Below are 23864 nucleotides of genomic sequence, written 5' to 3'. Positions count from 1 at the left end.
GGCCTGACCTGCGGATCGGCGTCTGCGGCGAGCACGGCGGCGACCCCGGCTCGGTGCGCTTCTTCCACGAAGCCGGACTCGACTACGTGTCCTGCTCCCCCTTCCGAGTGCCGGTGGCCCGCCTCGAAGCGGGCCGGGCCGCGCTGCCGGCCGAGAACATGAGCGCGATCAGCGTGATGAGTGTGATGGGGAGGAAGTCATGCGCGTCAACGTCAGAGACGTGATGACCCGCGAACCGATAGCAGTGCCTGCCACGATGTCGTTCAAGCAGGTGGCGAGCACTCTGGTAGATAACAAGATCAGCGCCGTTGCCGTCCTGGACGCCACGGGCGGCCTCGTCGGCGTGATCTCCGAAGCCGACCTGCTGCGCAAGGAGGAGTTCCGCGAGCTGTACTACCGCGAGTGCTACGAATCGCCCAGCCGCATCAGGAACGACCGCGCGCCCGGATTCGACGCCCACCGCAAGGCACACGCGCTGACGGCGGCCGACCTGATGACCAGCCCGGCTGTCACCATCCGGCCCGACACCTCCGCGGTGCGCGCCGTCCGGGTCATGGACGAGCAGCGCGTCAAGCGCCTGCTCGTGGTCGACGACGAGGGCCGGCTGTCCGGTGTCATCAGCCGCAGCGACCTGCTGCGCCTGTTCCTCCGGGACGAACGCTACCGCCAGCCGTGGCAGGTGCGGCTGCGCCACCGCCTGTCCCCGGACGGAGCCCGTCCCGCCAAGAAGATGGACGCCCGCACCGCCGCCGGCCTCATGACGGCGCGTGGTCGACGTCCGCAGCGAGATGGAGTGGAAGGAAGATGACTCTCGGTCATGGCCGCATCGACAGTGATCGACAGTAAAGGTCCACGTAGAAGGGCCGCGCGCGATCGACGCGTCGCGGCCTTCCTTATGCCATTGTCATCCCTCCTCGATTTGCCTGTTCTCATCGCACCCCCAGGAAGGGTTCGGTCACCCGGGGTCGAAGGTCACCGGGTCGCGGGACCCTCCAACTGTCCTTGGACCCTGCCGCGATCGATCGGCCCGGCGGACCGTGGGGTCATGGGTAACGTCATGTCCGCCGAATCGGCTTCAGCCGCGCCCGGCCACCGTCCTGACACGCTCCCCGACCCGCGGGAGCCGCTGCCTTTGCTCCGTAAGGAGCTGGGCACCGGGCCGGACGGGCTGCCGCGTCGCGAGGCGGAACGACGGCTCACCGTCTACGGGCCGAACCGGATCCGCCGCCGACAGCGCTCCTCGCTCCTCACCGAACTGGTCGGCCAGCTGATCCATCCGCTCGCGCTGCTGCTGTGGGCGGCCGGCGCGCTGGCCTTCTCAACCGGCACGCCGCAGCTGGGCTGGGCGATCCTCGCGGTCATCGTGATGAACGCCGGCTTCGCCCTCCTGCAGGAACGCCAGGCCGAACGCGCCGTGGAGGCTCTCGCCGCCTACCTTCCCGACCGTGCGCAGGTGGTCCGGGACGGGCGCCAGCAGGTGGTGGAGGTGGCCGAGCTGATGCCCGGCGACATCCTGCTGCTGGAGGAAGGCGACAAAGTGCCCGCCGACGTCCGGCTGATCGAAGGCGCGGTCGAGGTCGACCTATCCCTGCTGACCGGCGAATCAGCCCCGGTGGAACGGGTCGCCGGGCCCGCCGAGGACGGTCTCACGCTGCTGCGCGAGCCGAACCTGGTCTTCAGCGGAACCACCTGCCTGGCAGGGCAGGGGCGGGCCATCGTGTTCGCCACCGGGGACCGCACCGAGCTCGGCCGGATCGCCGCCTTGAGCCAGCGGACCCGCCGCGAGACCAGCCCGCTGGAGAACCAGGTGAAGCGGGTCGCCTGGCTGATCGCCGCGATCGCCACGGGGATGGGCGTGCTGTTCCTGCTCATCGGCGCGCTCGTCGGCCTGCCGCTCACCGACGCGCTGACCTTCGCCATCGGCCTGCTGGTCGCCAACGTGCCCGAAGGGCTGCTGCCGACGATCACGCTGGCCCTGGCCGTCGGAGTCCGCGTGAGTTCATTGTGTACATCTTCGCCCACGCGGTGCCGGAGGTCGTGCCGTTCCTGGTCTTCGCCCTCAGCGCGGGCGCGATCCCGCTACCGTTGACCGTCCTGCAAATCCTGGCCATCGATCTGGGCACCGAGACCCTGCCCGCGCTCGCGCTCGGCCGCGAACCGGCGGAGCCCGGCATCATGGCGCGTCCGCCGCGATCCCCCTCAGAGGGCATCATCTCCCGAGACATGCTGGTGCGTGCGTGGGGTTACCTGGGTCTGGTCTCCGCCGCGCTGGTCCTGCTCGCCTTCTTCTACGTTCTGCTTCGCGCGGGGTGGCGACCGGGCGCCGACGTGAGCCCGGGAGCGCCGTTGCGCCACGCCTACGTGGCCGCGACGACCGCGACGTTCGCCGGGCTGGTCAGCTGCCAGGTCGGCACGGCTCTGGCCGCCCGGACCGACCACGTCTCACTGCGCCAGACCGGGCTGTTCACCAATCCGCTGCTGCTCGGCGGCATCGCCTTCGAGCTGGCCTTCACCTCGGCCCTGATCTACGTGCCGTTCCCGCAGCAGGTGTTCGGCACCGCCGCGCTCGGCCCGGACGTGCTGGCGCTGATCGCGGCCTTCCCCGTCCTCGTGTGGGGAACAGACGAGATCCGCAGGTGGGTACGGCGCCGTCGCTGAAGGACGAGCGCGGGCCGTACGGCCACCTGCTCGGGGTCGACTTTGTCGGTGGGAATGGCGAGCTGGCTCGTGTCGTACAGCAGGTTGTTGAGCAGGATCTGGGACGGCAGCCCCGGCGGCGCTTGTGCTCGTCGCGGTCCGCGCCGCCCATCGCCCCGGGCTGGACCGCCTCGTATTCGAGTTCCGCGGCGGGTTGCCCACGCACCGAAGCAGCCGCTTCGTCAAGCGCTGGTCGCCGACGGTTCCGGCGAGACCGTGCGCGTGGTCGGCGACGCGCTGCTGTACACGCTCAACAACCCGAGCAGGGTCGTGGTGGACTTCTCCACCCGGCGCTGGACCGTGAACGCAGGTCATCCCACCCATCGGATCCTCGGGCTCCTACCGAATTCTCACCAACTATGGACCTTCGGCCCTAATCCGGCGCTCCCTCCGGTCACTGAACTAGAGGCTGCGGGCACAAGGATGCAACCTGCTTGACGGTGACTTCCGCGGGAGTCTCTATCCGGCCGACCCGCCGCCTTCCCCGTACGCCCGCCGGCTGCGCTGACCAACGGCGGCGCCGCGGGGACCTCCGGCCCTACGGCGGCCAACCTGCCGGGCGTGGGATGGAGACGGAGACGGAGACACAAGCATCACCGGAGGTGGTTAATGACCACGATCACCCGCAGGCAGCCGAGGGGATTCTTCCCGGAGATCTTCGACTGGCTGGAAGCGCCGTTGGCCGGATTCCGTCCGGCGATCGGTCCCGCGATCCGCTTCGAGGACTTCGTCAAGGACGGCAGGTACGTCCTGGTGGCCGAACTCCCCGGCGTCGACCCCGACAAGGACCTCGAGATCACCCTCACCGACGGCGTGCTGGCCATCCACGCCGAACGGCACCACGAGGACTCCGGCGCCCACCACACCGAGTTCCGGTACGGCGCGCTCACCCGATCCGTCGTCCTGCCCCCGGGCGCGGACCCCAAGGACGTCAAGGCCGTCTACGACAAGGGCCTCCTGGAGATCAGCGTGAAGCTGGACGACGCCAAGGGTGCCGGCGTCCGCATCCCGATCAGCAAACCCCGCACCACCAAGTGACACCATCGCGGGCCCGTCCATGAACGGGCCCGCACTCCATCGACAACGGGAGAGGACCCGCCATGCGTACTACGGTAGAAGCCGTCATGACCAGGACGGTGGCCCTGATCACGGCCAGCACGCCCTTCAAGGAGATCGCCGAGATCCTCATCGCTCGCGGGGTCAGCGCCGTTCCCGTCGTGGACGGGGAGAACCGCGTCATCGGCATCGTGTCCGAGGCCGACCTGCTTCGCAAGGAGGAGTTCCGGGAGCTCTACTACCGCGAGGGCTACCAGCCGCCGCTGCGCGCCCGGCTCCGCCACCGGCTGAACCGGGAAGGCGGCGACCCCGAGGCCAAGTCCCACGGCGACACCGCCGCCGAGCTGATGACCGCCCCCGCGATCACCATCGGGCCGCGCCTGTCGACCGTCGCGGCCGCCCGGCTCATGGAGAAGCACGGGGTCAAGCGGCTGCCGGTCATCGACGAGGACGACCGCCTGGTGGGCATCGTCAGCCGCCGCGACCTGATCAGGGTCTTCGTCCGGCCCGACGCAGACATCGCCCAGGATGTCCGCCAGGAGGTTCTCGGCCGCTCGCTGTGGGTGGACACCGAGCACGTCCGCGTCAGCGTCGACAACGGCGTCGTCACCCTCAGCGGCGCCATGGACCGCCGGAGCGAGGCTGAGATCGCGGCCCGCATGGTCGGCCGGGTGAACGGCGTGGTCGACGTGATCAACGAGCTGGAGTGGAAGTACGACGGCGACGCCGAATGGAAGAGCGCCTGAGCCCGGCCGTGCCGCTGATGGGCTCCCTGCTCGAACGGCGGTGCCCGAACGCACGAACAACCGGCCCGACGGTGACCGTCAGGTCGGTTGTCTGTCGGCTCAGTACGCCGGCGGGAGGACCTCCTCACTCCCGATCGCCTGCGTGTCGATGGCGGAGAGGACGTCCACGATCCCGTCGACCTGGCGAATCGCCTGGAGGAGCCTGCTGACCTCCGCCGCCGTGGCCTGCCCGCCGATCGTGACCACGCCCTCGCTGATGTCGACGGTCAGCGCCGCCGGGTCAAGACCCGCCACGCCGCGGATGGCCGAGGCGATCTCCTCGTACAGTTCGCCGACCGGCCGTGCGAAGACGCGCAGCAGGTCGGACTGGTGCAGGGTGCCGCAGACGCGGCCGGTGACCGGGTCGATGACCGGGAGCTGCTTGACGCGGTTCTCGTGCATCAGGCGCGCCGCGGCCCTGACCGAGGTGGCGGGCGTGACGACGATCGCGGGCGAGCTCATCAGCTGGACCGCCGTCACGCCGGCCGCCTTGCGCTGGTCCGCGCGCCGGGCCGGCGTCAGGGCTCCCAGGCTGTGCCGCGGCGGCCCGGCCTCCTTCAGCAGCAGATCGTCCTCCGACACCACGCCCACCGGACGGCGATCCTGGTCGATGACGGTGACGGCGCCGACCTTGAACCGCTGCATGGCGGACACGATCTCGCCGAAACCCGCATCCTGGGCGACGGCGATCGCGACCTGCCCCATCACCTGCCTGACCTCCATGGACATCTCCATCTCCTCCTTGCCTGGCCGGCCCTCAAGCCCTGGGGCGGACGACGGCGACCGGGCATTGGGCGTGGCGCAGCACGCCGCGGCTGACCGACCCGAGCAGGACGGATCCGATGGCGCCGTGGCCGTGGGAGCCGACCACGAGCAGATCCGCGCCGCTGGAGGCCTCGACGAGGGCCTCGACCGGATGCGCGCAGCGGATGTCCTCGATCACCTTGACGTCGGGGTATTCCTCCCGCCATCGGTCGAGCTGGCCGGCCGCGACCGCGTACTGGGCGGTCCGGATCTCGTCCATGTCGTAGCTGATCTCCGGCGCGAAGGCGTGCACCGGAACCTGCCAGGCGTGCAGGGCGCGCACCGCGCAGCCACGCAGCCGGGCCTGCTCGAAGGCATAGGCCAGAGCCGGCTGGCAGGCGGGTGAGTCGTCGAGCCCCACGACGACCTCGCCATGCGAGACCTCGGGCAGCCGGCGCACGACGACCACCGGTCCGGGAGCATGGCCCGCCACGTGCATGCTGACCGAACCGACGACGGCTCCAGCGAAGCCGCCCATGCCACGGGTGCCGACCACCAACTCCGCGGCCCCGGCCGCCTGCTCGCGCAGCGCCTCGGCGGGCCTGCCCTCGATGACCTTCGTGGTGACGGCGATGCCTTGGTGGCGAGCGCGGGCCGTCTGTTCGGCCTTGTCCAGGATGCGGGCGGCGTTGCGGGCCAGCTGGTCGTCCAGGTCGGGGTTGGGGAACTTCGCGATCTCGTACGGATAGCGGTCCAGGACGAACACGATACGCAGCGGCACGCGGGCGCGGACCGCATCGTCGGTAGCCCATTCGACGGCCGCGAGTGACACGGGTGAACCATCCACGCCGACGACGATGACATCCTTCATAACTCCTCCTTTGTCCCCTCCATGGCACTGCACGGCGCTCTCCTGACCTAGGGCCGAAGGTCCCGCCTGAACAGGTACACCGACCGTGTCCTGGTCCCGCCCAGAAGACTGAGGGCACTGACCGAAGACGAAAAGAACGATCCGATGACCGAGACAGTGAACGTGATCGGCGCCGCGCTCCACGAGCCCAGCGAGGAGGCGTGCCTGCGCCTGACCTCACTGGAGCAGGCGATCGAGCCGGCCGGGGTATTGGAGGGCGCGTACGCGCGGGAGCTGGACGGGCTCGGGACCAACACCGCGGTGCAGTGGACTTTGGGGCTCTCAGAATCGCGGAGCTTGGCTCGACGCTTCGCGAGCTTCTGGTTCCGACCAGGGGAAGGATGCCGTCGGGTTCCTGTGCGAGCTGGATCGCCCCGAGACCGGCGAGGATCGGCAGGAGGTGGGGCGAGTTGAGCAGGTCGTTGACCCCTGAGCCGGGCGCGATGCTCGCGAGTGCGTGGAAGACCGCGTCGCCGCCGGCGAACGCCAGACCCGCGAGAAGGGCGCCGCCAGGCCGGCGGATGCCGAACAGCACGGCCAGGGCGAGCCAGAACAGGCTTGTCATGGGTGGTGCGGTCGAGTTGCTCACCTGGAAGCTGAAGAGATCGAGCAGAACGCCTCCGAGGCCGGCGATGCCTGCGGCGAAGGCGAATACGAAGATCCTCGTCCGGTTCACACGAATGCCGGATGCTGCCGCGGCCACCTCGGAACTGCGGATGGCCAGCATGGCACGACCTGACACCGATCGGGAGAATCCGTGGATCGCGAGGGTGATGAGTCCGAACATTGCCACGCCAACGCCGACCGACACCGCCCAGACGAAACCGAGTTCGCCATCGTTGACGATGAACGGGATGTCCGTTCCCCACTGGTGCGACAGGGCCCAGCCCGCAGCGAAACCTCCTGTCGTGACGAAAGCCGCGCCGCGGTGTCAACAATTCCGCGTTCCGCGTGGGACGCGATCATGAACGGATGCCACCCCCGCCACGTTGATTCCATCACGTCGGCCGGATGTATCGGGGTTCCCCGTCGGCAACCACCTGCGGCCGTGCAGGTCGACCAGCATTCCGAACAGACATTCGGTCACATGTAGGAGGAGGTGGAGCGCGGTCGCCGCGACGCTGTCGGGCTGCCGGATCGATGACGACCGGCGTCCCGGAAAATTCTTCGAAGAAGTCCGGGAGGGGGTGTCGGATCGGGGCGGTGGTGGCGGAAAGCTGCGCCATTGACATGTTCAGACGCCAACCCTTCTCGCTGAGCAACGGCGCAGGATTCGGGGGCGCCGGGTTGCGGCGCCCGTAGAGACGCGGCCTCTTGTCGACCGGCCGCGACTCGCGCGGTAGCGTTCAGCCGCGACATTCTCGCCAAGGCGTTCGGGCTGTTCGGCCCGGTTCTCGGCCTCTCTAGTGTCGGCGGCCCGGTCCTGGCCGGATTCGTCGACCAGTACGTGGCAGCCCAAGTAAGCCAAACCCACATTGAGTGGATCGTGAAAGGCGTTCCTGCTAAGCAGGGTCGGGCTTGGTGAATGCTTGTCGGCTGTGCACGAGCAATTCACGCACTGCGGGGCTGCGCGTGCTCTTCCAGATCAGGGCGAGCACGGCCGGTGTTTCGACGTCGTCGATGGCGAGGGCGGTGAGCCGGTCGCGGTAGCGCGCGGCCATCGAGTCGCTGAGGATGGCGACGGCGAGCCCGCGGGTGGCGAGGTCGGCGATGGCATCCGCGGCGCTGGCCTGCAGCGCGATCACCGGTTGGAGTCTCTGTGCGGCGCAGGCCTGGTCGAATACCGTGCGCAGGCCGGTGCCGGGTGGCATGCAGACGATCGGGTAGGCGCCCAGGTCGCGCAGGGTGACCAGCCGCTGTTTCGCCAAGGGGTGTCCGGCCGGGACTGCCGCGACGAGCCGTTCGCTGATGATCGTCAGCGCGTTCAGCCCGTCGGGGGTGGCGGTTGCGGTCCCGACGAGGGCCAGGTCGATGGTGCGAGCGCGCACCCCTTCGACGAGCCGGTCGGAGTTGTCCTCCAGCAGCGAGATCTCCACACCGGGATGCGCCCGGTGGAACGCGGCGAGGGCGTCGAACAGCGGCGTGACGGTGCAGCCGATAACCATCCCGACCGTGAGCCGACCCCGGATCAGGCCGGTCACCTCCCCCACCGCCTGGCTGATCGCCCCAGCGGCGGCGAGCGCGGCGCGGGCGTGTTCGAGCGCGGCTTTTCCCGCGACGGTAAGGGTGGCGGTGCGCGCCGACCGATCGAACAGCTCGGCACCGAGTTCACGTTCCAGCTGGCGGATCTGGGCGCTGACGCCGGACTGGCTGATGTGCACCCGCTCGGCCGCCCGGGTGAAGTTCTGCTCCTCGGCGACCGCGACGAAGTATTCCAGCTGCCTCAGGTCCATGACTGGAGATTCTAGCTCCTAGCAGATCCATCTGTTGGACTTCTGATCAATGGGCGATCACGCTGGGACGTGCTGAAGCCCAACGCCAGGAGGAATCAATGCCGGAGTACGAGAAAGCCATGCGGCCCGAAGACATCACCCGCTTGTTCGTCGAACGATCCAACGCCGGTGACGCGGCCGGAGTCGCCGCACTCTACGAACAGGACGCGGTGATGGCCTACCCGCCGGGCGGCCAGACGGTGGGCCGGGATGCGATCCGCGCGCTGTGGGAAAAGGTGCTGGCTAACCGTCCCCGCTTCGAGCCGGAACAACCACTGCCGACGCTGATAAGCGGCGACATCGCCCTCACCTCGACCCCGCCGAAGGACGGGACCGGCGCCCGCGCGCAGGTCGTCCGGCGCCAGCCTGACGGAAGCTGGCTACGCCTGCTCGACCAGCCCGAGTTCGTCCCTCCCACCCGCTGACCCACCCGCCGGGCCGTTGTACCTGGTCTTCACCGGAGGCTCGGGCTTCCTGTTCGACCTGGACTCGTTCGCCGTCTCCGCCTAAATGGAAAAGGGCGCCCTGGTGGGGCGCCCCTTTTTTCTTACTTCTCGGTACGAACGAACTCCGGCCGGAACGCGATGATCAGGCCGAGCGTGGTGCAGCCGATGAGCAGGTGGGCCGCGCCGACGACGTTGCCGACGGCCGGGCCGAGGATGCCCATGCTGGGGGGTGATGGCGGCGGGCCGCACGGGCGGCCCGCCGCCATCGTCGGCTACGCGAAGGGCAGCCGGATGACGCTCTGGTTGCCGATCCCGACATTGGTCGAGGTGGAGCCGATCGCGCTCCAGATCTCGACCCGCACCGAGCCGCCGGCCAGGTTGCCGAGCGCGCCGGTGGCCGTCTTCACGCCGGACGCCTGGGTGTAGTGCTCCCAGCCGCTCACCGGGTCGGTGGCGAAGTACGTGTACGTCTCCACCCGGTCCCAGCTGCCGTTGCCGGTCAGGTCGTAGGAGACCCTGACCTGCGTGGCGTTGCCGACGTTGGTCCCGGCGTCCACGAACACGTCGAACGTGGTGGCCGCGCCGCTGAACGTGCCGGTCAGCCCGGTCGCGTTGTAGACGGCGGCGTTGGTCGGGACACCGTCGTGGTTGCCGTTGGCCGCGGCCAGCGTGACGCTGCCGGCCGCCCCCGTCGTCCCCGGCAGCGAGCCGTTCGACTGCGGGTACCGGTTGGCGGAGAACTGACCGGGCGGTGAGGGCGACGGGCTGGGCGATGGGCTGGTGCAGACGCCACCGCCGTAGACCTTGAACTCCCACAGCGAGTAGCCCCATGCGGTGCCGCGCGCCGTACCGTAGAGCCGCACGTAGCGGCCCGACCCGGACGCCGTCAGGTTGTCCGTACCGCCGTCACCGGTGGTGGTGCTGTAGATGTCGGTCCAGGTCGTCCCGTTGGTGGAGGTCTGGATCTGGTACGACCGCCCGTAAGCGGCCTCCCAGGTCAGCTGCACCGACGAGATGTTCTGCACCGAGCCGAGGTCCACCTGGATCCACTGCGGGTCGCTGAACGCGCTCGACCAGCGGGTGGCCCCGTCGCCGTCGAACGCCAGGTTGGCCGGGTAGCCGCTCTCGGTGCTCGACGAGGTGGCCGGTCGGCCCTGCGAGAGCAGCGAGGTCGGTGCGCACGGCGAGGGCGACGGGCTCGGGGACGGGCTGGGCGATGGGCTGGCCGACGGGCTGGGCGACGGCGTGCCGCCCCCGTTCGCGTTGCCGCCGCTCCAGGTGAACAGGCCCGAGGTGACGGTCTTGCCGGCCGGCGCGGTCAGCGTCGTGCCGTTGGAGAAGGTCACCGTCAGCGAGCTGTTGGTGATGTTGGAGGCGACGTAGGTCCGTACACCGTTCTTGACGAAGACCTTCGCCAGCGGGTGGTTCGCGGTGACCGTGGTGTCCACCGTGCCCAGCGAGGCCAGGTTGCGCAGCCAGTGGAAGGTGTGCGCCTTGCTCTCGCCCTCCTCGGAGGTGTATCCCGGGTTGGCCTGGAAGGCCGCCAGAGCGGCCGGTCCGTCGCCGAGCGCCCGGAACTCCTGCAGGATGTCCTGCCAGACCGTCGGCGGGCCGCCGTTGTTGGTGACCAGCTCGTTGTAGTTGGTCGCCACGTAGGCCGGGTACTCGCCGAGGTAGAAGTGGCCACCGGTGATCGGCAGCATGTTGATGCCCTGGATCATCTCGGGCTCGGCGCTGAACCAGGTGGCGTACGCGCCGCCGGAGCCCCAGACCATGCCGACCGTGGAGTGCCCGAAGGTGGATGGGAAGTTCTGGTTGCGCACGTCGAACCAGTACTCCTGGATCGCCGCGGTCTGGGTGGCGTAGATGAACACGCCGGCGTCGCGGACGGCGGTGTTGCCGGTCGCCTGACCCCACTGGATCAGGGCGTTGGCGAAGTTCATCCCCTCCGAGGAGGACTCCTGGTTGTTGCCGGAGCCGAACGCGCCGTGCCCGGACGCCCAGTCGTGACCCGCGTAGATGTCGAAGTCTCGCAGGTACGGGAAGCGGGTGTCGTTGCGGTCGTAGTTGTTGGCGTCCCGGATCAGCAGGTCGACCATGCCGCCGTACTGGCCGTTGGTCGCCCAGGTCGGGTCGAACTTCGCCAGCGTCGCCGCGGCCGCGATGTAGTAGCCGTAGTGGAAGTGGTGGTCGTTGAGCTCGGCGTCCGAGCCGTACGAGGCCGGGTAGCCGAGCAGGGTGCCCCAGGCCGAGTTGTAGTAGAAGACCCGGCTGGTCTTGCCCGCGCTGGCGGTGAACCAGTCGTTGAGCCTGGTCCGGATGCGGTTGAGCGCCGAGTCCCGGACGGCGGTCAGGTTGAGCTGGTCGGCGATCTCCGCGATGCGCGCCGCCCGGCCCAGGCCCTTGCCGGTCCAGTAGGTGTCGTCGCCGAGGCCGGCCGTGGGGTCACCGAGCTCCGCGTTCAGGTAGTTGGTGATGGTGGTCAGGTCACCACCGGAGTTGTCGCCGACCGCCGGGATCTCGGGCAGCACACCCTGGAACTTCATCGTGGTGCTGAACGAGTTGCCGGTGATCACCTTCATCTGGCCGCGCGCCGAGATGTAGGTCTGCGCCAGCGGCGTCGAGCCGGTCAGGTAGTTCCACTGGTGCGGGTAGAGCGCGATGACGGTGCCGCTCGCGCTGCCCTCCCGAGCCGTGGTGGTGAAGGTGTAGGTGGTGGTGACGTTCGAGTTGCTCGGGTTGTACGAGTACGACACCCGGGTGCCGGTGACGTGCGCGTGGGCGTACTGCGCGTACGTGTTCGCCAAGCTGGTGCGGGTGGCCGCCGGGGTCGACGGCGACGTCGGCAGCACCGCGACCGAGAAGTAGTTCTGCCCGTTCAGCGTCGAGGAGATGCTGGTCCCGCTGACCGTCCAGGTCGAGCCGCTGGGGGCGAAGCCCAGGTAGTCCTTGCCGTTGACGGTGAACCCGATGGTCCCGCCGCTGTTGGACCACACGGTCGGGGTCCCGCTGGTGGTGATCTGCGCGTTGCCGCCGGTCTTCTGGAAGTAGGCGAACGGCAGGCCGTGCCCGATGGTGGCCTTCAGCGTCCGCGTGCCGTCACTCCAGTACGGGGTGACCGTCCAGTCCGTCCAGCCGTCCACCTTGGCGTCCGGCGAGTTCAGCCCGGTCACGCCGACCAGGATGTCCTGCACGTACGGGTAGTGGTACTCCCCGACGCCGGTCGCGGTGCCGCTGATCGCGGCGACGGTGTTGTAGGAGAAGCCGAGGCCGCCGGAGACCGTGTCGTACGAGATCGGGTGCGCGTGCAGCGGCTCGCTGTAGGCGCAGTCCAACCGCTTGAACAGCAGCGACGACCACCAGTCATTGGTGGGGACCGGGCCGGCCGGGGCGTTCGCCGTGACGTAGGCGCGCGGGTTGGTCGACAGCGATCCGCAGCCGGACGGCAGCGCACGGCCGGTCGGCAGCGTATCGGCGTACGACCCGGCGCCGACCGTGCCCGCCTGGGCGGCCGGCGTGCTGACCACGAAGGCGAGCATCGCGGCGAGCATCGCCAGCACCACGCTGACCACGACCGACCGCGACACGGTACGGCGGGCCGGCCGGCCGGCACTGGGCGGCGAGGTGCCGGGTAACTGGGCCCCTATGGGCTGGTCCATTCTTCCTCCGTGGTGACGACCGGGGTGTGGGAGTCGGGGTACGGGCGGATCGGGGGCAACAGCGGGTGATGTCTGGGTTCGCAGTGGAGTCGGGGACGCACCGGAGAAAACGTCCCGCGGGACGGGCTCCCTCCACCGCGATGAGAGCGCTCTCTCAGCGCGGAAACTAGTGCCCGGAACACCTCTCGTCAATGTTTCCGACTGATTGCCCGGAGGTTAATCCCTCCAGTGCAGGTCAATGCGGTCCGGTGTCGCGGCGCCGAAGCCGCCCCAGGCGCCGCACGCCTTCGGTCGCGAGCCACGACGTCTACCGGTGGGCGCCGCCAGCATGGGCGGATACGAGGGAACGGCGGTTCTCCCGCGGCGGACCGCACGAGGCGCGCGTGGAGCGTCCGTGGCCTTTCGTCCATTGACGAGCGATGGAGCCCGGCCTAATCTGCGAGAGCGCTCTCTCTGCGGGAGGCCCTGCCAAGACGGGTGCTTGTGAACCTTGTCGGCGACCGTCATCACTCGACGAATGTGAGGACTTTCGCAATGCCTACCAAGCAAAGGGTCTTAGGCACCCTGGCCGCGATCGCCATGGCCATCCCGATCGCGCTCGCCGCCGCCGCGCCCGCGCAGGCGATCGGACCCGCTCTCCTGCCCGTGACCGTCACCAACAGCACGGGCCGCGCCGACGCGGTCTATCTGTACGTGATCGGCGTCAACCTCAGCACCGGCCGGCTCGGCTACGTCAACGCGGCCGGCACCTTCGTTCCCTGGACCGGCGGCCAGATTCCGCCGTCACCGGCCCCGGACGCGTCCATCGCCGGGCCCGGAAACGGTGCGAGCACGACCATCCGGTTCCCGCGCGGCTTCTCCGGCTGGGCGTACTTCTCCTTCGGCGAGAAGCTCAAGTTCTTCCTGACCCCCGACGGACTGGTGCAACCCGCGCCGTGGGCGGGCGGCGACGCGAACCGCGACATCCTGTTCGACTGGAGCGAGTTCACCTACAACGACGCCGGGCTCTGGCTCAACAGCTCCCAGGTCGACATGTTCGCCGTCCCGCACGCCGTCACCGTGACCGGCGCCACCGGCGCCACCAAGCGCACCGGCGACGTCGTCTCCAACGGGCGCCAAACCACGATCAACTCGATCCGGGCGCAGGCCGGATGGGCGAACACCGCCTACACCCGTTCCGACGGCACCGTGCTGCGCGTCCTCGCGCCGGGCAAGGCGGCCGACGCCGGCCTGTTCAGCCCCACCTACCTGGACGGTTACATCACGTCGGCGTGGAACGCCTACACCGGCAAGACGCTGACCGTGGTGCCGTTCACCGACCAGCCCGCCATCAGGTACTTCGGCCGGACCAGCGGCAACGTCATGAACTTCACCAACTCCGCCGGACAGCAGGTCGCGTCGTTCAACAAGCCGACCAGCGCCCATGTCTGGGGCTGCGACGGCAACCTGCACGCGCCCAACGACCAGGTCGTCGGGCCGATCGCCCGCACGCTGTGCGCCGCCCTGAACCGCGGCACCCTCGGCACCATCGACACCCAGCCCAGCCTGGACGCGTCCCAGTTCTACCTCAACAACCCGACCAACCAGTACGCGAAGATCATTCACGCGAACATGGTCGACAAGAAGGCCTACGCCTTCGCCTTCGACGACGTCGGCGCCTTCGAATCGCTGGTGCACGACGGCGACCCGCGCGCGGCAGGCATCATCCTGAGCCCGTTCGGCGCCGGCGGCCCCGTGGACCCCAATCCCCCGGCCTCGTGGGTCAGCCTGGTCAACAAGACCAGCGGCAAGTGCCTTGACGCCCGCTCCTCCGGCACCGCGAACGGGACGGCGATCCAGCAGTACACCTGCAACAACTCCTACGCGCAGCAGTTCCAGCTCCAGCCCACCAGCGGCGGCTACGTGCGGATCAACAACCGGAACAACCCCGCCCAGGTGCTGGACGTGAGCGGGGTGTCCACCGCGGACAACGCGTTGCTGCACCTCTGGGCCTATGTCGGCGGCAACAACCAGCAATGGCTGGCGGTCTCCGAAGGCGGCGGTTACTACCACTTCACGGCCCGGCACAGCGGCAAGTGCGTCGACGTACCCGGCGCGTCCACCGCCAACAGCGTCCAGTTGGTGCAGTACACCTGCAACGGCAGCGGCGCGCAGTCGTTCCGATTCGTCACCCAACCCTGAGATCGCGTCGCGGGTCCCGTCCCGCCACTGCTGGTGCAGGTAGGGGGCCAGCCGGCTCGGCCGGCGGCCGGTGCCGTCGTTGACCAGGAGTTCCTGGCTCGGCGTTGTCCGGCGGGCCGGCTCGGGCCTGGGCGTGATGCTCGGCATCTACGTCGCCGGACGGATCAGCGGCGCGCATCTCAATCCCGCCGTCACCATCGCGCTCGCGGCCTTCAAGGGCTTCGAGTGGCGCAAGGTGGCTCCCTACTCGATCGCCCAGTTCCTCGGCGCGTTCGTCGCCGCGCTGCTGGTGCGCTGGAACTACACCGAGGTCCTGCACGCCGCGGACCCCGGTCTCACCATCAAGACCCAGGGCGTCTTCTCCACTCTGCCCGGCAACGGCACGCTGCCGGTCGGCGAGTGGGGCGCCTTCCGCGACCAGGTGATCGGCACGGCCATCCTGCTGTTCCTGATCCTCGCCATCACCGACGCCGCGGGCACTCCCCCGGCCGCCCACCTGGTGCCGTTCGTCATCGGCCTGCTCGTCGTCGGCATCGGCATGGCGTGGGGCACGAACGCCGGATACGCGACCAACCCGGCACGTGACTTCGGGCCGCGGCTCGCCAGCTTCCTCACCGGCTACGAAGGCGCATTCCGCGATCAGACGGGTTATCCGTACTTCTGGATCCCGATCGTCGGCCCCATCGTCGGCGGACTCGCCGGCGCCGGGCTCTACCACCTGCTGATCGGCCGCTTCCTGCCTTCTGCCGCCCCGCAGGAGCCGGGCGAACTGCCGACTCCCGACCGTGTGGAGGCGACCCGCGGCTGATTCCGCCGGTGCCGCGGACCAGGGCACCGCCGTGGTGTGGGACCGCACTACCGGCCGGCCAGCAGCCGGGCGCGTGGGTCGCCCACCGCGCCGATACCGCGGCGAAGATGTCGCGGCGTTTGCGCCGCTGGTGGAACGGGTTCGGGGTCACCAGGGGATGACGCCGTCGTCCTCAAAGAACGAACCGGTCGGGCCGCCGTCGGGCAGCGTGGCGAGCCGGATCGCGGTGGCTGCGCCCTGTTCAGGAGTGCGGGGCCCTTGAAAGCCGGTGAAGTCGGTCGCGACCAGGCCCGGGCAGGCGGCGTTGATCAGGATGTTCGTACCGGCGAACTGCCGGGCGTACTGCACGGTGACGGCATTGAGGAACGACTTCGACGGCGAGTAGGCCGCCATGATTGGGCCGATCTCGATGTCCGGGTCCGCCTGCCGGGTCAGGGAGGCGACGCTGCTGGAGACGTTGACGATGCGTGGCGACGTCGAGCGCCGCAGCAGCGGCAGCATCGCGTTGGTCACCCGGATGACACCGATGACGTTGGTCTCCACGACCGTGCGGACCACGTCGAGGTCGAGCGTGGTCGGGTCCTGCGCCCACCCCGGACCCGTCTCTCCTGAGATGCCGGCGTTGTTGACCAGGACGTCCAGGCGCCCGGCCTGCCGTTCGATCAGTTCCGCGGCATCGGTGACGCTCTGGTCGCCGGTCACGTCCAGCGGCACTCCGAATGCGTCCACCCCGGCGGCGCGCAGCTTCTCAACGGCGGTCTCGCGCCGGGCCTCGTCACGGGCTCCCACGCCCACGCGGTACCCGAGGGCGCCAAGTCCGGCCGCAATTTCGTACCCGATTCCCTTGTTCGCGCCGGTCACCAGCGCGATCTTCGTTTCGCTCATGCCGTTGATGTTCGCTCGCGGACGAGCGGTGCATCCAACACCGATACGGTGTCCTGTCATACCCGGTAGGTATCACCGGGGTAGGCTGTGGTCGTGGACACCTTGGAGACCCGCGAGTTGAGGTACTTCGTGGCCGTCGCCGAGGAACTGCACTTCGGCCGCGCCGCCGAGCGCCTCGGCATGGCCCAGCCACCGCTGTCCCGGGCGATCCAGCGGCTCGAGCGGCGCCTCGGCGTCTCCCTCCTGGAACGTAACCGCCGCGGCGTCTCCCTGACCGGCGCCGGAGAGGTGCTGCTGCACGAGGGTCGCGCAGCCCTCGACGCGACCACCGCCGCCGCTCGCCGCACCCGTCGCGCCGGTGGCACCGATAGTCCGGGTGGATCCCGCAATCGCCTGGTGCTGGCGGTGAAGGCCGCCGGGTCTCACGAGCTGCTGCAGAAGCTTCTCGACGCGTACGCGGCCGAGCCCGACGCCGCCGAGATCGAGGTGCTGCTGTGCGGCATTTGCGAGCAGGAAGGGCTGCTGCGCGATGGCCGCGCTGATGTGGCGCTCATGCACGCGCCGTTCAACTCCCTCGCCGGGTTCGACAGCGAGGAGCTGCTGACCGAGGGGCAGATCGCCATCCTGCCCGCCGGGCATCCCCTCGCCGCGCGCACGACTTTGTCCCTGGCCGACGTCAGCGACGTCCCCGATCTTCCGCTCGCCCGCTGGCCCCGCCACGGCACGTACGCACCCGGCCCGGGTCCCGAGATCCACGACCAGACGCAGCTGGCCCAGCTGATCGCCCTCGGACGCACCGTGGCCGTCGTCCCCGACTCCGCCCGCGCCTGGCTATGGGCCGAGCACACCGCCGTCCCCTTGACCGACGCGCCCCCCGTCGTCACCCACATCGCCTGGCCCGCGCACAGCCGCTCCCCCGCCCTCGCCAGGCTGGTCCGCACGGCCACACAGCTATGACCCGCTCTCGTTAAGCCGCGTCGGGGAGTTTGACGATGTTGAGTTGGAGGAGCATGCCGAGGATGTCCTCGCCGAACCAGGCTTCAGTGATTTTTCCGTTGGTCACCGTGTAGATGCCGATGCCAAGCCATTCGGCGGGTAGGCCGCTGGCGGGCGCGCCCATGAACGGCCCGGTATGAGTCCCACTGTTGGTGAAGCGGACGACGACCTTGTCACCGGTGGCGACGATGTCCTGCTCTCGGAGGCTCATTCCGGTGAAAGCGCCGGAAATGCTGGCACCCAGGTACTGCTTGTAGGCGGCCAGGCCACGGATGTCGCCCAGGCTTCCGCCGTGCCAGCGCAGGTCCTCCGACCACAGGTCGTCGATCACGTCCAGGTCACCCCCGTTGACGACCTCGCTCAGGAATCGCCGGACGACCGACACCGGGTCCGTGGCGGCCTCGCCGAGCGGGTCGCGCTGGCGGGGCGTGGCGTCGTCGCGGTCGGTCGAGCGGCTGAGTTCCTGCCAGGCCTGATCGCGGGCGGCGAGCGTCCTGGCGGCGGCGCGGGCACTGGCGAGGGCATCGGAGCCGAGGAGCAGCCGCAGCGGCGGCTCGTCCATGTCGGCGAGCCGGGCCACCACGCCGGCGACCTTCGCCGGGTCGCCCAGGGCCGCGTCGGTGCCGTCCTTGAACAGGTCGCTGAGGAAGCCGATAGTGCCGGCGTACGGAGGTGAGGGCGGGGGGATGGTCATAGAGGACCCCGCCCAATCGGTCCGCATCCCGCCCGGCTCGATCGCCGTCACCTTGATGCCGAGCGGACCGACCTCGGCCGCCAGCACCTCGGTGAAGCCGTTCACCGCCCATTTGGCCGTCTGGTAAGCCGACAGCCCGGGGGTGGCGACGCGTCCGCCAACCGAGGTGACGGTGATGATGTGCCCACCACCCTGCTCGCGCAGGACCGGAAGGGCGGCCTTGGTGACGTTGACGACGCCGAACAGGTTCGTCTCGATCTGGGCCCGGAAGCTGTCGAGGGTGGTGTCCTCGACCGAGGCCAGGTCGGCGTAACCGGCGTTGTTGACGATCACGTCCAGGCGGCCGAACTCCGCCACGGCCGTCTGGACGGCCGCCGCGGCCTCATCGGCGTCGGTCACGTCCAGCGGCAGGGCCAGCAGGCGACCGGGGTGGGCCGCGGACAGATCGTCCAGCCGTCGCGGGTTCCGGGCGGTGGCCGCGACCCGGTCACCGCGCTCCAGCGCGGCGGCCACGATCTCGCGGCCAAGACCACGGGCACTACCCGTTACGAACCAGATTTTCGCGGTCATTGCAGATTCATCCTTTCCGGGTGCTTCAAACAGGGGATCAGGCGTACGCCTTGCGGAGCAGGTCACCGATCATGGTGATCGCCTCACGGGCGACCTCGACGGGCTTGACGTGGGTGAAGCCGTGGTCGACGCCGTCGAACTGGCGGTGGGTGACCTGGACGCCCTTGGCCGCCAGGTCGGCCGCCAGGTCGTTCATCTCATGCCGCAGCGTGTCGTACTCGGCGGTCATGATGAGGGTGGGCGGGAATTCCGCAAGCCGCTCGTAGAGCGCCGGGGAGGCCAGCGGCGAGGTGAGGTCGGCGCCGACGAAGGACGAAGTAGGTGCGACGGACCAGGTCCATCATCTGCGGGGGGACGACCGGGTTCGGCTTGGCCGAGGCGCGCGTGGAGTCTGGACGGGATATGTCTGCGGCGCCGAACTCGGCACTGATGGCGACCGGCTCGTATCCGCCTTCGTCGATCGCCTGCTGCGCGACGCTGAGCGCGAACTTGCCGCCCGCGCTCGGACCCCCGACGGAGACGCGTTCACCGTCCCAGCCGCGGGCCTCGCCGTTGCCGTGGATCCAGCGGAAGACGTCGTAGGTCTGCTCCTCCGATACCGGGAAGCGGACCTTGGGGGCGGTGTCGTAGTCGGGGATCACGACGTAGCAGCCGATCTCGGAGGCGAGGTAGCGGGCTACGTTGTCCTCCTGCTGGGGCACCCGGACGATGAACGCGCCGCCGTGGATGATCAGGTGGACCGGGGGCCGGCGGCCGGAAGCGTGCCATGCGGCGATGTGCTGCGGCGTGGGGGCGTAGACCAGCGTTTTGAGCTTGCCGTGCCGGGTTGGGATCGTGATCCGCGCAGGCTTGGCGATCTTCTTCGTGGCGAACTGCAACTCCGGTGAGGAGTACCTCAGCCGGAACATCGGGCGGAACAGAAGCTGGAAGGTGCGGGCCGACAGGGCCGCCCGCCAGTGGATCTGAGGATCGTTGCCGAGCATGGGGGGTCCCCTCATTCACCTATCTTCTAACTGGTTAGTTAGAAGATAGGTCGGCGTAGCCAGCTTGTCAACTAACCGGTTAGAAAAATATGATGAGGGTATGCAAAGGGATGCCGAAGCCACCCGCAAGCGCCTGCTGGAGGCAGCGATCAAGGAGTTCGCCGCCTACGGGATCGCGGGGGCCCGCGTGGACCGGATCGCCGCGGCGGCCGACTCGAACAAGGCGCAGATCTACCACTACTACGGCAGTAAGGATCAGCTCTTCGATGCCGCCTTCGAAGCCATCGTCACCCAGGTCGTCACCCAGACGCCGCTCGACGTGCACGACCTGCCCGGATACGCCGCGCTGCTCGCCGCCCTCTACGACGAACACCCGGAGATCATGCGCATGTCCGACTGGCAGCGGCTGGAGCGGAGCGGGGACGCTCCCGTTCCGCTCGCCGCCGCCAGCGTCCAGAGCAAAATCGACGAAATCGCCCGAGCACAGGCGGAAGGGATATTGCCCGGCCACTACCCGGCCGGAGTTCTGCTCGTTCTCGTCCTGCAGCTCGCGGCCACATGGGTCTCGATCGGTCCGGAGTTCGCCGCCGCCAAAGACAGCGAACGAGGCACGTATGTCGCCGACGCCGTCCATCGCCTGCTCGGACGCTAGAGGCCCCAGGCTGCCGAAGCCGACGTGATGGTCGTAGCGGGAATCTTCGGCCGGTCCAAGCCGTAGCCGATCCGGGCGTCAGAAGAGGATGGTCGGCGGCACCTCGTCGGCCAGGAAGTAGCCTCCCGCGACTCCTGCCTTCCAGTCGCGCGAGTTGTGGTTCGCGACAGTGCGTGCATTGCGCCAGTGCCGGTCGAAGCCCAGCGTTCGGCTGGTGATGGAGCCGCCGGCGACGTCGAAGATCAGCTCACTGGCTCGGAGTGCGGACTCGATCGCTATGACGCCGGCCTGGGCAATGAGAACCGAGGACTCCGCGCCCGCGGTGTAGGCCTCGGTCCCGGCAAGGCGCCACGACACCTCCCAGTTCTCCGCGGCCAGAAGGACGACCGAGCGGGCCGCGAACGCGCGCGCCCCGATCTCACCGACCGTGTGGCGGACGTAGAGATCGTCGATGCTCTTGTCCGCCGTGCTGTGCCTGATCGGACGAGCCTTCTCGCGGACGTACCAGACCGCGTCATCGAACACCCGTGCGGCGATACCGGCCTCCACGGCGGTCAAGTAGAGCTGTGCACCGGAACCGTCCCGCCAGGGGTTGTCCGGAGCCGTCGTGTCGGCCCTGGTGACCTCTTCCTCGTAGACGCGGACGTTCGTGAGCCGGGTGGTGCCGCTTGCCGTGAGCTGTTGCCCGATGCCGTCGAAGTCGTCGATTCGTTCCACGCCCTTCCGGTCGGCGGGGACGCAGAAGTGCACGACATTGCCGTCGTCGTCCTTGGCGGTTCCACCGAACCACGTCGCGTACAGCGCACCGGTGGAGTAGTACTTCTCGCCGTTGAGGAGGTAGTCGTCCCCGTCTCGTCGCAGCGTGGCGTTGATCGTGCCGGTCGGTCCTCCGGTGCGTTCGTTGTTGGTTCCGGAGAAGAGGTGGCCGGCGCGAATCCGCTCCAACAGTTCGGCTCGACCCGGGAAGTCGGTCCTGGCTGACAGTCGGCTGGTCGCCAGGAAGCTGCCCCTGAGAGCCTGCGCCAGGCTGGAGTCGGAGCGCGCGAGGTCGATGACAAAGTCGAAGAGGTCGCGTTGCGACCCGCCTGCTCCGCCGTCAGCCGCGGGAACCGCGAGGAGGAGGATGCCTGTGTCGATGAGCTGCCGTACATCGTCGAACGCGAAGTCGTGACTCTCCTCACGCTCGCGGGCAGTCGCGGCGAGTCGGGCCAGAAGGGGAGCGGCGGCGGCGCGGAGGTGGCTGACAGTCGGCGCTCCGGTCAGTCTCGATTCGGCCGGGTGCGGTGCATTGACGGCGACGGGGTCCACGGACTCGGTGGTCATCGGCTTCCTTCTGCGGATTAGAACAGTTTCTCTATCGACCGTGCCGGGGATCCTGATGGGCTGGACCCGGACCGGCCATTCCCGCTGGAGCTGCTGAAGTCCACCGGAGACACCTACAGTTCGGTGGGCTTCGACACCGCGACCCGGCTCTACCTGGAGCGCAACCAGCACCGCACCGTACGGGAGCTGGCCGCCGACGGGCGGCAAGGGCACCGCAATCTCGTGGGCAGCGCGGAGCAGATCGCCGACGACCTCGAGGAATGGTTCCGGACGGGCGCGGCCGATGGCTTCGTCATCCAGTTCGACACGCTACCGGGTGGCCTGGAGCTCTTCATCGAGCACGTCGTGCCGCTGTTGCAGAAGAAGGGGATCTTCCGACGGGAGTACGGCGAGAACACGCTGCGCGAGCGGTTCGGGGTGTGACCTACAACGGAACGGCCAGTGGCGTTAGCGAGACGGCGTAGGCGGAGTTACCGCCATCCAGCGTTCCGATGCAGGTGGGCGTGGCTGTTGAGGGACCAAGAAACAGCCGGTATCACCGAAATTGATCTTGATGTCAGCAGGAGATCGCCTCCGCGGAACGCAGCGTGCACTATCGGGAGGTCAGCCCACATAAGCTCAAAACCCACATTGGGATGATCTTGGTGACAGGAAAGCGGCGTTCTGCCGACCCGCTCTGGCTTACGGCCGCCTGGACATGCGCCTGACCGACCAGCTCGCCAAGAATGGGACGGCACCGGCCGTGGCGCGATCTACGCTCGCCCGCGGTTGCCCCGCCGGAGCGGATCGCGCGCGGCGACGTGGGCGGCGACGGCATCGACGCCGGGCCGGGCATAGCGCTCCAGGGACCGCACCGAGGCGTGCCGGGAGCGGGCCAGCAGGGTGGGAGTGTTGGTGCCGTCCTCAGCCTCATGGGTCAGCGCGGAATGGCGCAATTGGTGCAGTGTCCACCCGCCGCGCGCATTGAGCTCGGTGATCCCCGGGTGGGCCAGCGGCCGGGTGAGCGTCTCGAACAGCTCGGCGGCGCGCCGGTACGACAAGCGGGCTCGCCCGGTGACTGGGCAGACGTCGCGGCTGGGCAGGTGGGCGGGTGCCCGGCGGTCGGCGAGAAACACCGGTCCGCGGGTGCGGCCCTTGAGCAGGCGGGGCAGGAGCTGGGCGGTGCCGGACTGCCAGTGCACCCATTCGATGGTGCCGCCCTTGGAGGTGACGCGGCCGCGCTTGTCGGCCAGGAGCAGGTCCTCGATGTCGAGGCAGAGGATTTCCTCGGCCCGCGCGCACGTCTCGTACAGGGCCTTCCACAACGTTCGTTCGCGCAAGCCGGCCTGGAGGTCGAACAGCGTGGCGATCTGCTCTCGTGACAGCGCCCGGGTCCGGTCCGGCGGGGCGGGCCGGCGCTCGATCCCGGTGATCGGGTTGCCGGCCAGCCAGCCGCGGGCTCGCCACCAGACGATGGCAGCATTCATCACCGACAGCTCGCGGTTGACCGTGTCGGCGTCGACCAACCGAGCCCGCTGCGAAAAGGCGTGAGCGAGCACCTCGGCGGTAGCCGCCTGGCCGAGCGCGGCGAACGCCACGGTGGGCGCAGCGGCGCCGCGCCGGTCGCGGCCCAGCGGCGGCTGCTGCCCGGCGACTAGCCAGGTCCAGGACAGCAGCGAGATCCGGTAGATGCGCCGGGAGGAGGCGGCGATCCCGGCCGAGCGGAGATAGGCCTCGACGGCGTCGGTGTACGTCTCGGGACGATCTTGGCCGAGGGGGATCACGTCGGCGGTGCCAGCGCTCATCATGTCCAGCCTTCTGCTCTGCCGCAGTAAATGCGTACGCCTCGACCGTGATCACCCGTGGGGGTGATCCAGGTCAGGATGGCACGGGTGTGACTTTGAACGCTCGGCGACGTGGTTTCTATCAGCGCTATCTGTAAACAACCACGTAGCTCACGGTGAGTGATGGCGGCGGGCATGCGCTATCGCCGGGTGCCGTGCGAGGCGGACCCGGGACGGCGACGGGTGTCAGGGGACGGCGGTGGGCATGGGTGGCCGCCAC

23 protein-coding genes are annotated in these 23864 nt (G+C 69.0%); 13 read left to right on the top strand and 10 right to left on the bottom strand.

All coding sequences use genetic code 11. The features are described from left to right. From ABGB08_RS51385 to ABGB08_RS51360, 6 genes are all read left to right on the top strand, one after another. Positions 1–224 (top strand): putative PEP-binding protein (locus tag ABGB08_RS51385; protein ID WP_347606832.1); only part of this gene is annotated, 224 nt, incomplete at its 5' end. After that, positions 200–808: a CBS domain-containing protein gene (locus ABGB08_RS51380; protein WP_347606829.1), complete on the top strand. Its 609-nt coding sequence runs from the start codon at positions 200–202 to the stop codon at positions 806–808. The genes ABGB08_RS51385 and ABGB08_RS51380, both read left to right, overlap by 25 nt. 237 nt (positions 809–1045) lie before the next feature. Continuing rightward, positions 1046–2089, top strand: coding sequence for an HAD-IC family P-type ATPase (locus tag ABGB08_RS51375; protein WP_347606826.1), 1044 nt, complete (start codon positions 1046–1048; stop codon positions 2087–2089). Next, complete coding sequence (locus ABGB08_RS51370; protein WP_347606824.1) at positions 2026–2658, top strand: cation-translocating P-type ATPase C-terminal domain-containing protein; 633 nt, start codon at positions 2026–2028, stop codon at positions 2656–2658. The genes ABGB08_RS51375 and ABGB08_RS51370 overlap by 64 nt, the downstream gene beginning before the upstream one ends. Before the next feature lie 648 nt (positions 2659–3306). Continuing rightward, positions 3307–3735 (top strand): Hsp20/alpha crystallin family protein, encoded by a 429-nt coding sequence (locus ABGB08_RS51365; protein WP_347606823.1) that lies wholly within the window; start codon positions 3307–3309, stop codon positions 3733–3735. Between the two features lie 62 nt (positions 3736–3797). Beyond that, positions 3798–4499: a CBS domain-containing protein gene (locus ABGB08_RS51360; RefSeq protein ID WP_347606821.1), complete on the top strand. Its 702-nt coding sequence runs from the start codon at positions 3798–3800 to the stop codon at positions 4497–4499. 99 nt (positions 4500–4598) lie between these two features. Here ABGB08_RS51360 and ABGB08_RS51355 read toward each other — a convergent pair whose 3' ends face one another. Continuing rightward, entirely contained in the window at positions 4599–5261 is a 663-nt protein-coding gene (locus ABGB08_RS51355; RefSeq protein WP_347606819.1) for a CBS domain-containing protein, read from the bottom strand. A 34-nt stretch (positions 5262–5295) separates the two neighbouring features. Next, positions 5296–6153 carry a universal stress protein gene (locus ABGB08_RS51350; RefSeq protein WP_347606817.1) on the bottom strand — a complete coding sequence of 286 codons (858 nt, stop codon included), beginning with the start codon at positions 6151–6153 and terminating at the stop codon, positions 5296–5298. A gap of 496 nt (positions 6154–6649) precedes the next feature. On the opposite strand from ABGB08_RS51350, the gene ABGB08_RS51345 reads away from it, so the two are divergent. Beyond that, entirely contained in the window at positions 6650–6931 is a 282-nt protein-coding gene (locus ABGB08_RS51345) for a hypothetical protein (RefSeq protein ID WP_347606815.1), read from the top strand. Positions 6932–7694: 763 nt separating this feature from the next. On the opposite strand, the gene ABGB08_RS51340 is transcribed toward ABGB08_RS51345, so the two are convergent. Further along, entirely contained in the window at positions 7695–8585 is an 891-nt protein-coding gene (locus ABGB08_RS51340; RefSeq protein WP_347606813.1) for a LysR family transcriptional regulator, read from the bottom strand. 98 nt (positions 8586–8683) lie between these two features. Between ABGB08_RS51340 and ABGB08_RS51335 the strand changes: the two genes are divergently transcribed. Beyond that, the gene (locus tag ABGB08_RS51335; RefSeq protein ID WP_347606810.1) at positions 8684–9049 is read left to right on the top strand and encodes a nuclear transport factor 2 family protein; all 366 of its coding nucleotides are present in this window, start codon (positions 8684–8686) and stop codon (positions 9047–9049) included. A gap of 293 nt (positions 9050–9342) precedes the next feature. Here ABGB08_RS51335 and ABGB08_RS51330 read toward each other — a convergent pair whose 3' ends face one another. Then, positions 9343–12729 (bottom strand): glycosyl hydrolase, encoded by a 3387-nt coding sequence (locus tag ABGB08_RS51330; RefSeq protein ID WP_347606807.1) that lies wholly within the window; start codon positions 12727–12729, stop codon positions 9343–9345. A gap of 534 nt (positions 12730–13263) precedes the next feature. Here ABGB08_RS51330 and ABGB08_RS51325 point away from each other — a divergent pair. Next, positions 13264–14910, top strand: a complete 1647-nt coding sequence (locus tag ABGB08_RS51325) for a beta-1,3-glucanase family protein (protein ID WP_347606804.1) — start codon at positions 13264–13266, stop codon at positions 14908–14910. A 79-nt stretch (positions 14911–14989) separates the two neighbouring features. Further along, positions 14990–15718, top strand: a complete 729-nt coding sequence (locus ABGB08_RS51320; protein ID WP_347606802.1) for an MIP/aquaporin family protein — start codon at positions 14990–14992, stop codon at positions 15716–15718. 147 nt (positions 15719–15865) lie between these two features. Here the strand turns inward: ABGB08_RS51320 and ABGB08_RS51315 are convergent, their stop codons facing one another. After that, the gene (locus tag ABGB08_RS51315) at positions 15866–16603 is read right to left on the bottom strand and encodes an SDR family oxidoreductase (RefSeq protein WP_347606799.1); all 738 of its coding nucleotides are present in this window, start codon (positions 16601–16603) and stop codon (positions 15866–15868) included. Positions 16604–16696: 93 nt separating this feature from the next. On the opposite strand from ABGB08_RS51315, the gene ABGB08_RS51310 reads away from it, so the two are divergent. After that, entirely contained in the window at positions 16697–17560 is an 864-nt protein-coding gene (locus ABGB08_RS51310; RefSeq protein WP_347606796.1) for a LysR family transcriptional regulator, read from the top strand. Between the two features lie 10 nt (positions 17561–17570). On the opposite strand, the gene ABGB08_RS51305 is transcribed toward ABGB08_RS51310, so the two are convergent. From ABGB08_RS51305 to ABGB08_RS51295, 3 genes are read right to left on the bottom strand one after another with little or no spacing between them, the layout of a single operon-like run. Continuing rightward, entirely contained in the window at positions 17571–18863 is a 1293-nt protein-coding gene (locus ABGB08_RS51305) for an SDR family NAD(P)-dependent oxidoreductase (protein WP_347606793.1), read from the bottom strand. 37 nt (positions 18864–18900) lie between these two features. Further along, positions 18901–19146 carry an alpha/beta hydrolase fold domain-containing protein gene (locus ABGB08_RS51300; RefSeq protein ID WP_347606835.1) on the bottom strand — a complete coding sequence of 82 codons (246 nt, stop codon included), beginning with the start codon at positions 19144–19146 and terminating at the stop codon, positions 18901–18903. Next, positions 19061–19861 (bottom strand): alpha/beta hydrolase fold domain-containing protein, encoded by an 801-nt coding sequence (locus tag ABGB08_RS51295; RefSeq protein WP_347606790.1) that lies wholly within the window; start codon positions 19859–19861, stop codon positions 19061–19063. The genes ABGB08_RS51300 and ABGB08_RS51295 overlap by 86 nt, the downstream gene beginning before the upstream one ends. A gap of 85 nt (positions 19862–19946) precedes the next feature. Here ABGB08_RS51295 and ABGB08_RS51290 point away from each other — a divergent pair, with 85 nt between their 5' ends. After that, positions 19947–20498 carry a TetR family transcriptional regulator gene (locus ABGB08_RS51290; RefSeq protein WP_347606787.1) on the top strand — a complete coding sequence of 184 codons (552 nt, stop codon included), beginning with the start codon at positions 19947–19949 and terminating at the stop codon, positions 20496–20498. 78 nt (positions 20499–20576) lie between these two features. Here the strand turns inward: ABGB08_RS51290 and ABGB08_RS51285 are convergent, their stop codons facing one another. Further along, positions 20577–21821: an acyl-CoA dehydrogenase family protein gene (locus tag ABGB08_RS51285; protein ID WP_347606785.1), complete on the bottom strand. Its 1245-nt coding sequence runs from the start codon at positions 21819–21821 to the stop codon at positions 20577–20579. Between the two features lie 123 nt (positions 21822–21944). Between ABGB08_RS51285 and ABGB08_RS51280 the strand changes: the two genes are divergently transcribed. Beyond that, positions 21945–22244 (top strand): hypothetical protein, encoded by a 300-nt coding sequence (locus tag ABGB08_RS51280; protein ID WP_347606782.1) that lies wholly within the window; start codon positions 21945–21947, stop codon positions 22242–22244. Positions 22245–22573: 329 nt separating this feature from the next. Here ABGB08_RS51280 and ABGB08_RS51275 read toward each other — a convergent pair whose 3' ends face one another. Next, positions 22574–23608 carry a tyrosine-type recombinase/integrase gene (locus ABGB08_RS51275; protein ID WP_347606779.1) on the bottom strand — a complete coding sequence of 345 codons (1035 nt, stop codon included), beginning with the start codon at positions 23606–23608 and terminating at the stop codon, positions 22574–22576. Positions 23609–23864: the final 256 nt, after the last annotated feature.

Source organism: Acrocarpospora sp. B8E8 (assembly GCF_039871605.1).
Classification (GTDB): Bacteria; Actinomycetota; Actinomycetes; order Streptosporangiales; family Streptosporangiaceae; genus Acrocarpospora; species Acrocarpospora macrocephala.
This window is presented reverse-complemented; position numbering and strand designations above follow the sequence as displayed.

Coding starts and splice junctions, on each gene's coding strand:
- ABGB08_RS51350 (WP_347606817.1), bottom strand. CDS start 6,153: ATGAAGGATGTCATCGTCGTCGGCGTGGATGGTTCACCCGTGTCACTC.
- ABGB08_RS51290 (WP_347606787.1), top strand. CDS start 19,947: ATGCAAAGGGATGCCGAAGCCACCCGCAAGCGCCTGCTGGAGGCAGCG.
- ABGB08_RS51375 (WP_347606826.1), top strand. CDS start 1,046: ATGGGTAACGTCATGTCCGCCGAATCGGCTTCAGCCGCGCCCGGCCAC.
- ABGB08_RS51360 (WP_347606821.1), top strand. CDS start 3,798: ATGCGTACTACGGTAGAAGCCGTCATGACCAGGACGGTGGCCCTGATC.
- ABGB08_RS51315 (WP_347606799.1), bottom strand. CDS start 16,603: ATGAGCGAAACGAAGATCGCGCTGGTGACCGGCGCGAACAAGGGAATC.
- ABGB08_RS51295 (WP_347606790.1), bottom strand. CDS start 19,861: ATGAGGGGACCCCCCATGCTCGGCAACGATCCTCAGATCCACTGGCGG.
- ABGB08_RS51325 (WP_347606804.1), top strand. CDS start 13,264: ATGCCTACCAAGCAAAGGGTCTTAGGCACCCTGGCCGCGATCGCCATG.
- ABGB08_RS51335 (WP_347606810.1), top strand. CDS start 8,684: ATGCCGGAGTACGAGAAAGCCATGCGGCCCGAAGACATCACCCGCTTG.
- ABGB08_RS51365 (WP_347606823.1), top strand. CDS start 3,307: ATGACCACGATCACCCGCAGGCAGCCGAGGGGATTCTTCCCGGAGATC.
- ABGB08_RS51285 (WP_347606785.1), bottom strand. CDS start 21,821: ATGACCACCGAGTCCGTGGACCCCGTCGCCGTCAATGCACCGCACCCG.
- ABGB08_RS51305 (WP_347606793.1), bottom strand. CDS start 18,863: ATGACCGCGAAAATCTGGTTCGTAACGGGTAGTGCCCGTGGTCTTGGC.
- ABGB08_RS51380 (WP_347606829.1), top strand. CDS start 200: ATGCGCGTCAACGTCAGAGACGTGATGACCCGCGAACCGATAGCAGTG.
- ABGB08_RS51355 (WP_347606819.1), bottom strand. CDS start 5,261: ATGGAGGTCAGGCAGGTGATGGGGCAGGTCGCGATCGCCGTCGCCCAG.
- ABGB08_RS51340 (WP_347606813.1), bottom strand. CDS start 8,585: ATGGACCTGAGGCAGCTGGAATACTTCGTCGCGGTCGCCGAGGAGCAG.
- ABGB08_RS51275 (WP_347606779.1), bottom strand. CDS start 23,608: ATGATGAGCGCTGGCACCGCCGACGTGATCCCCCTCGGCCAAGATCGT.
- ABGB08_RS51330 (WP_347606807.1), bottom strand. CDS start 12,729: ATGGACCAGCCCATAGGGGCCCAGTTACCCGGCACCTCGCCGCCCAGT.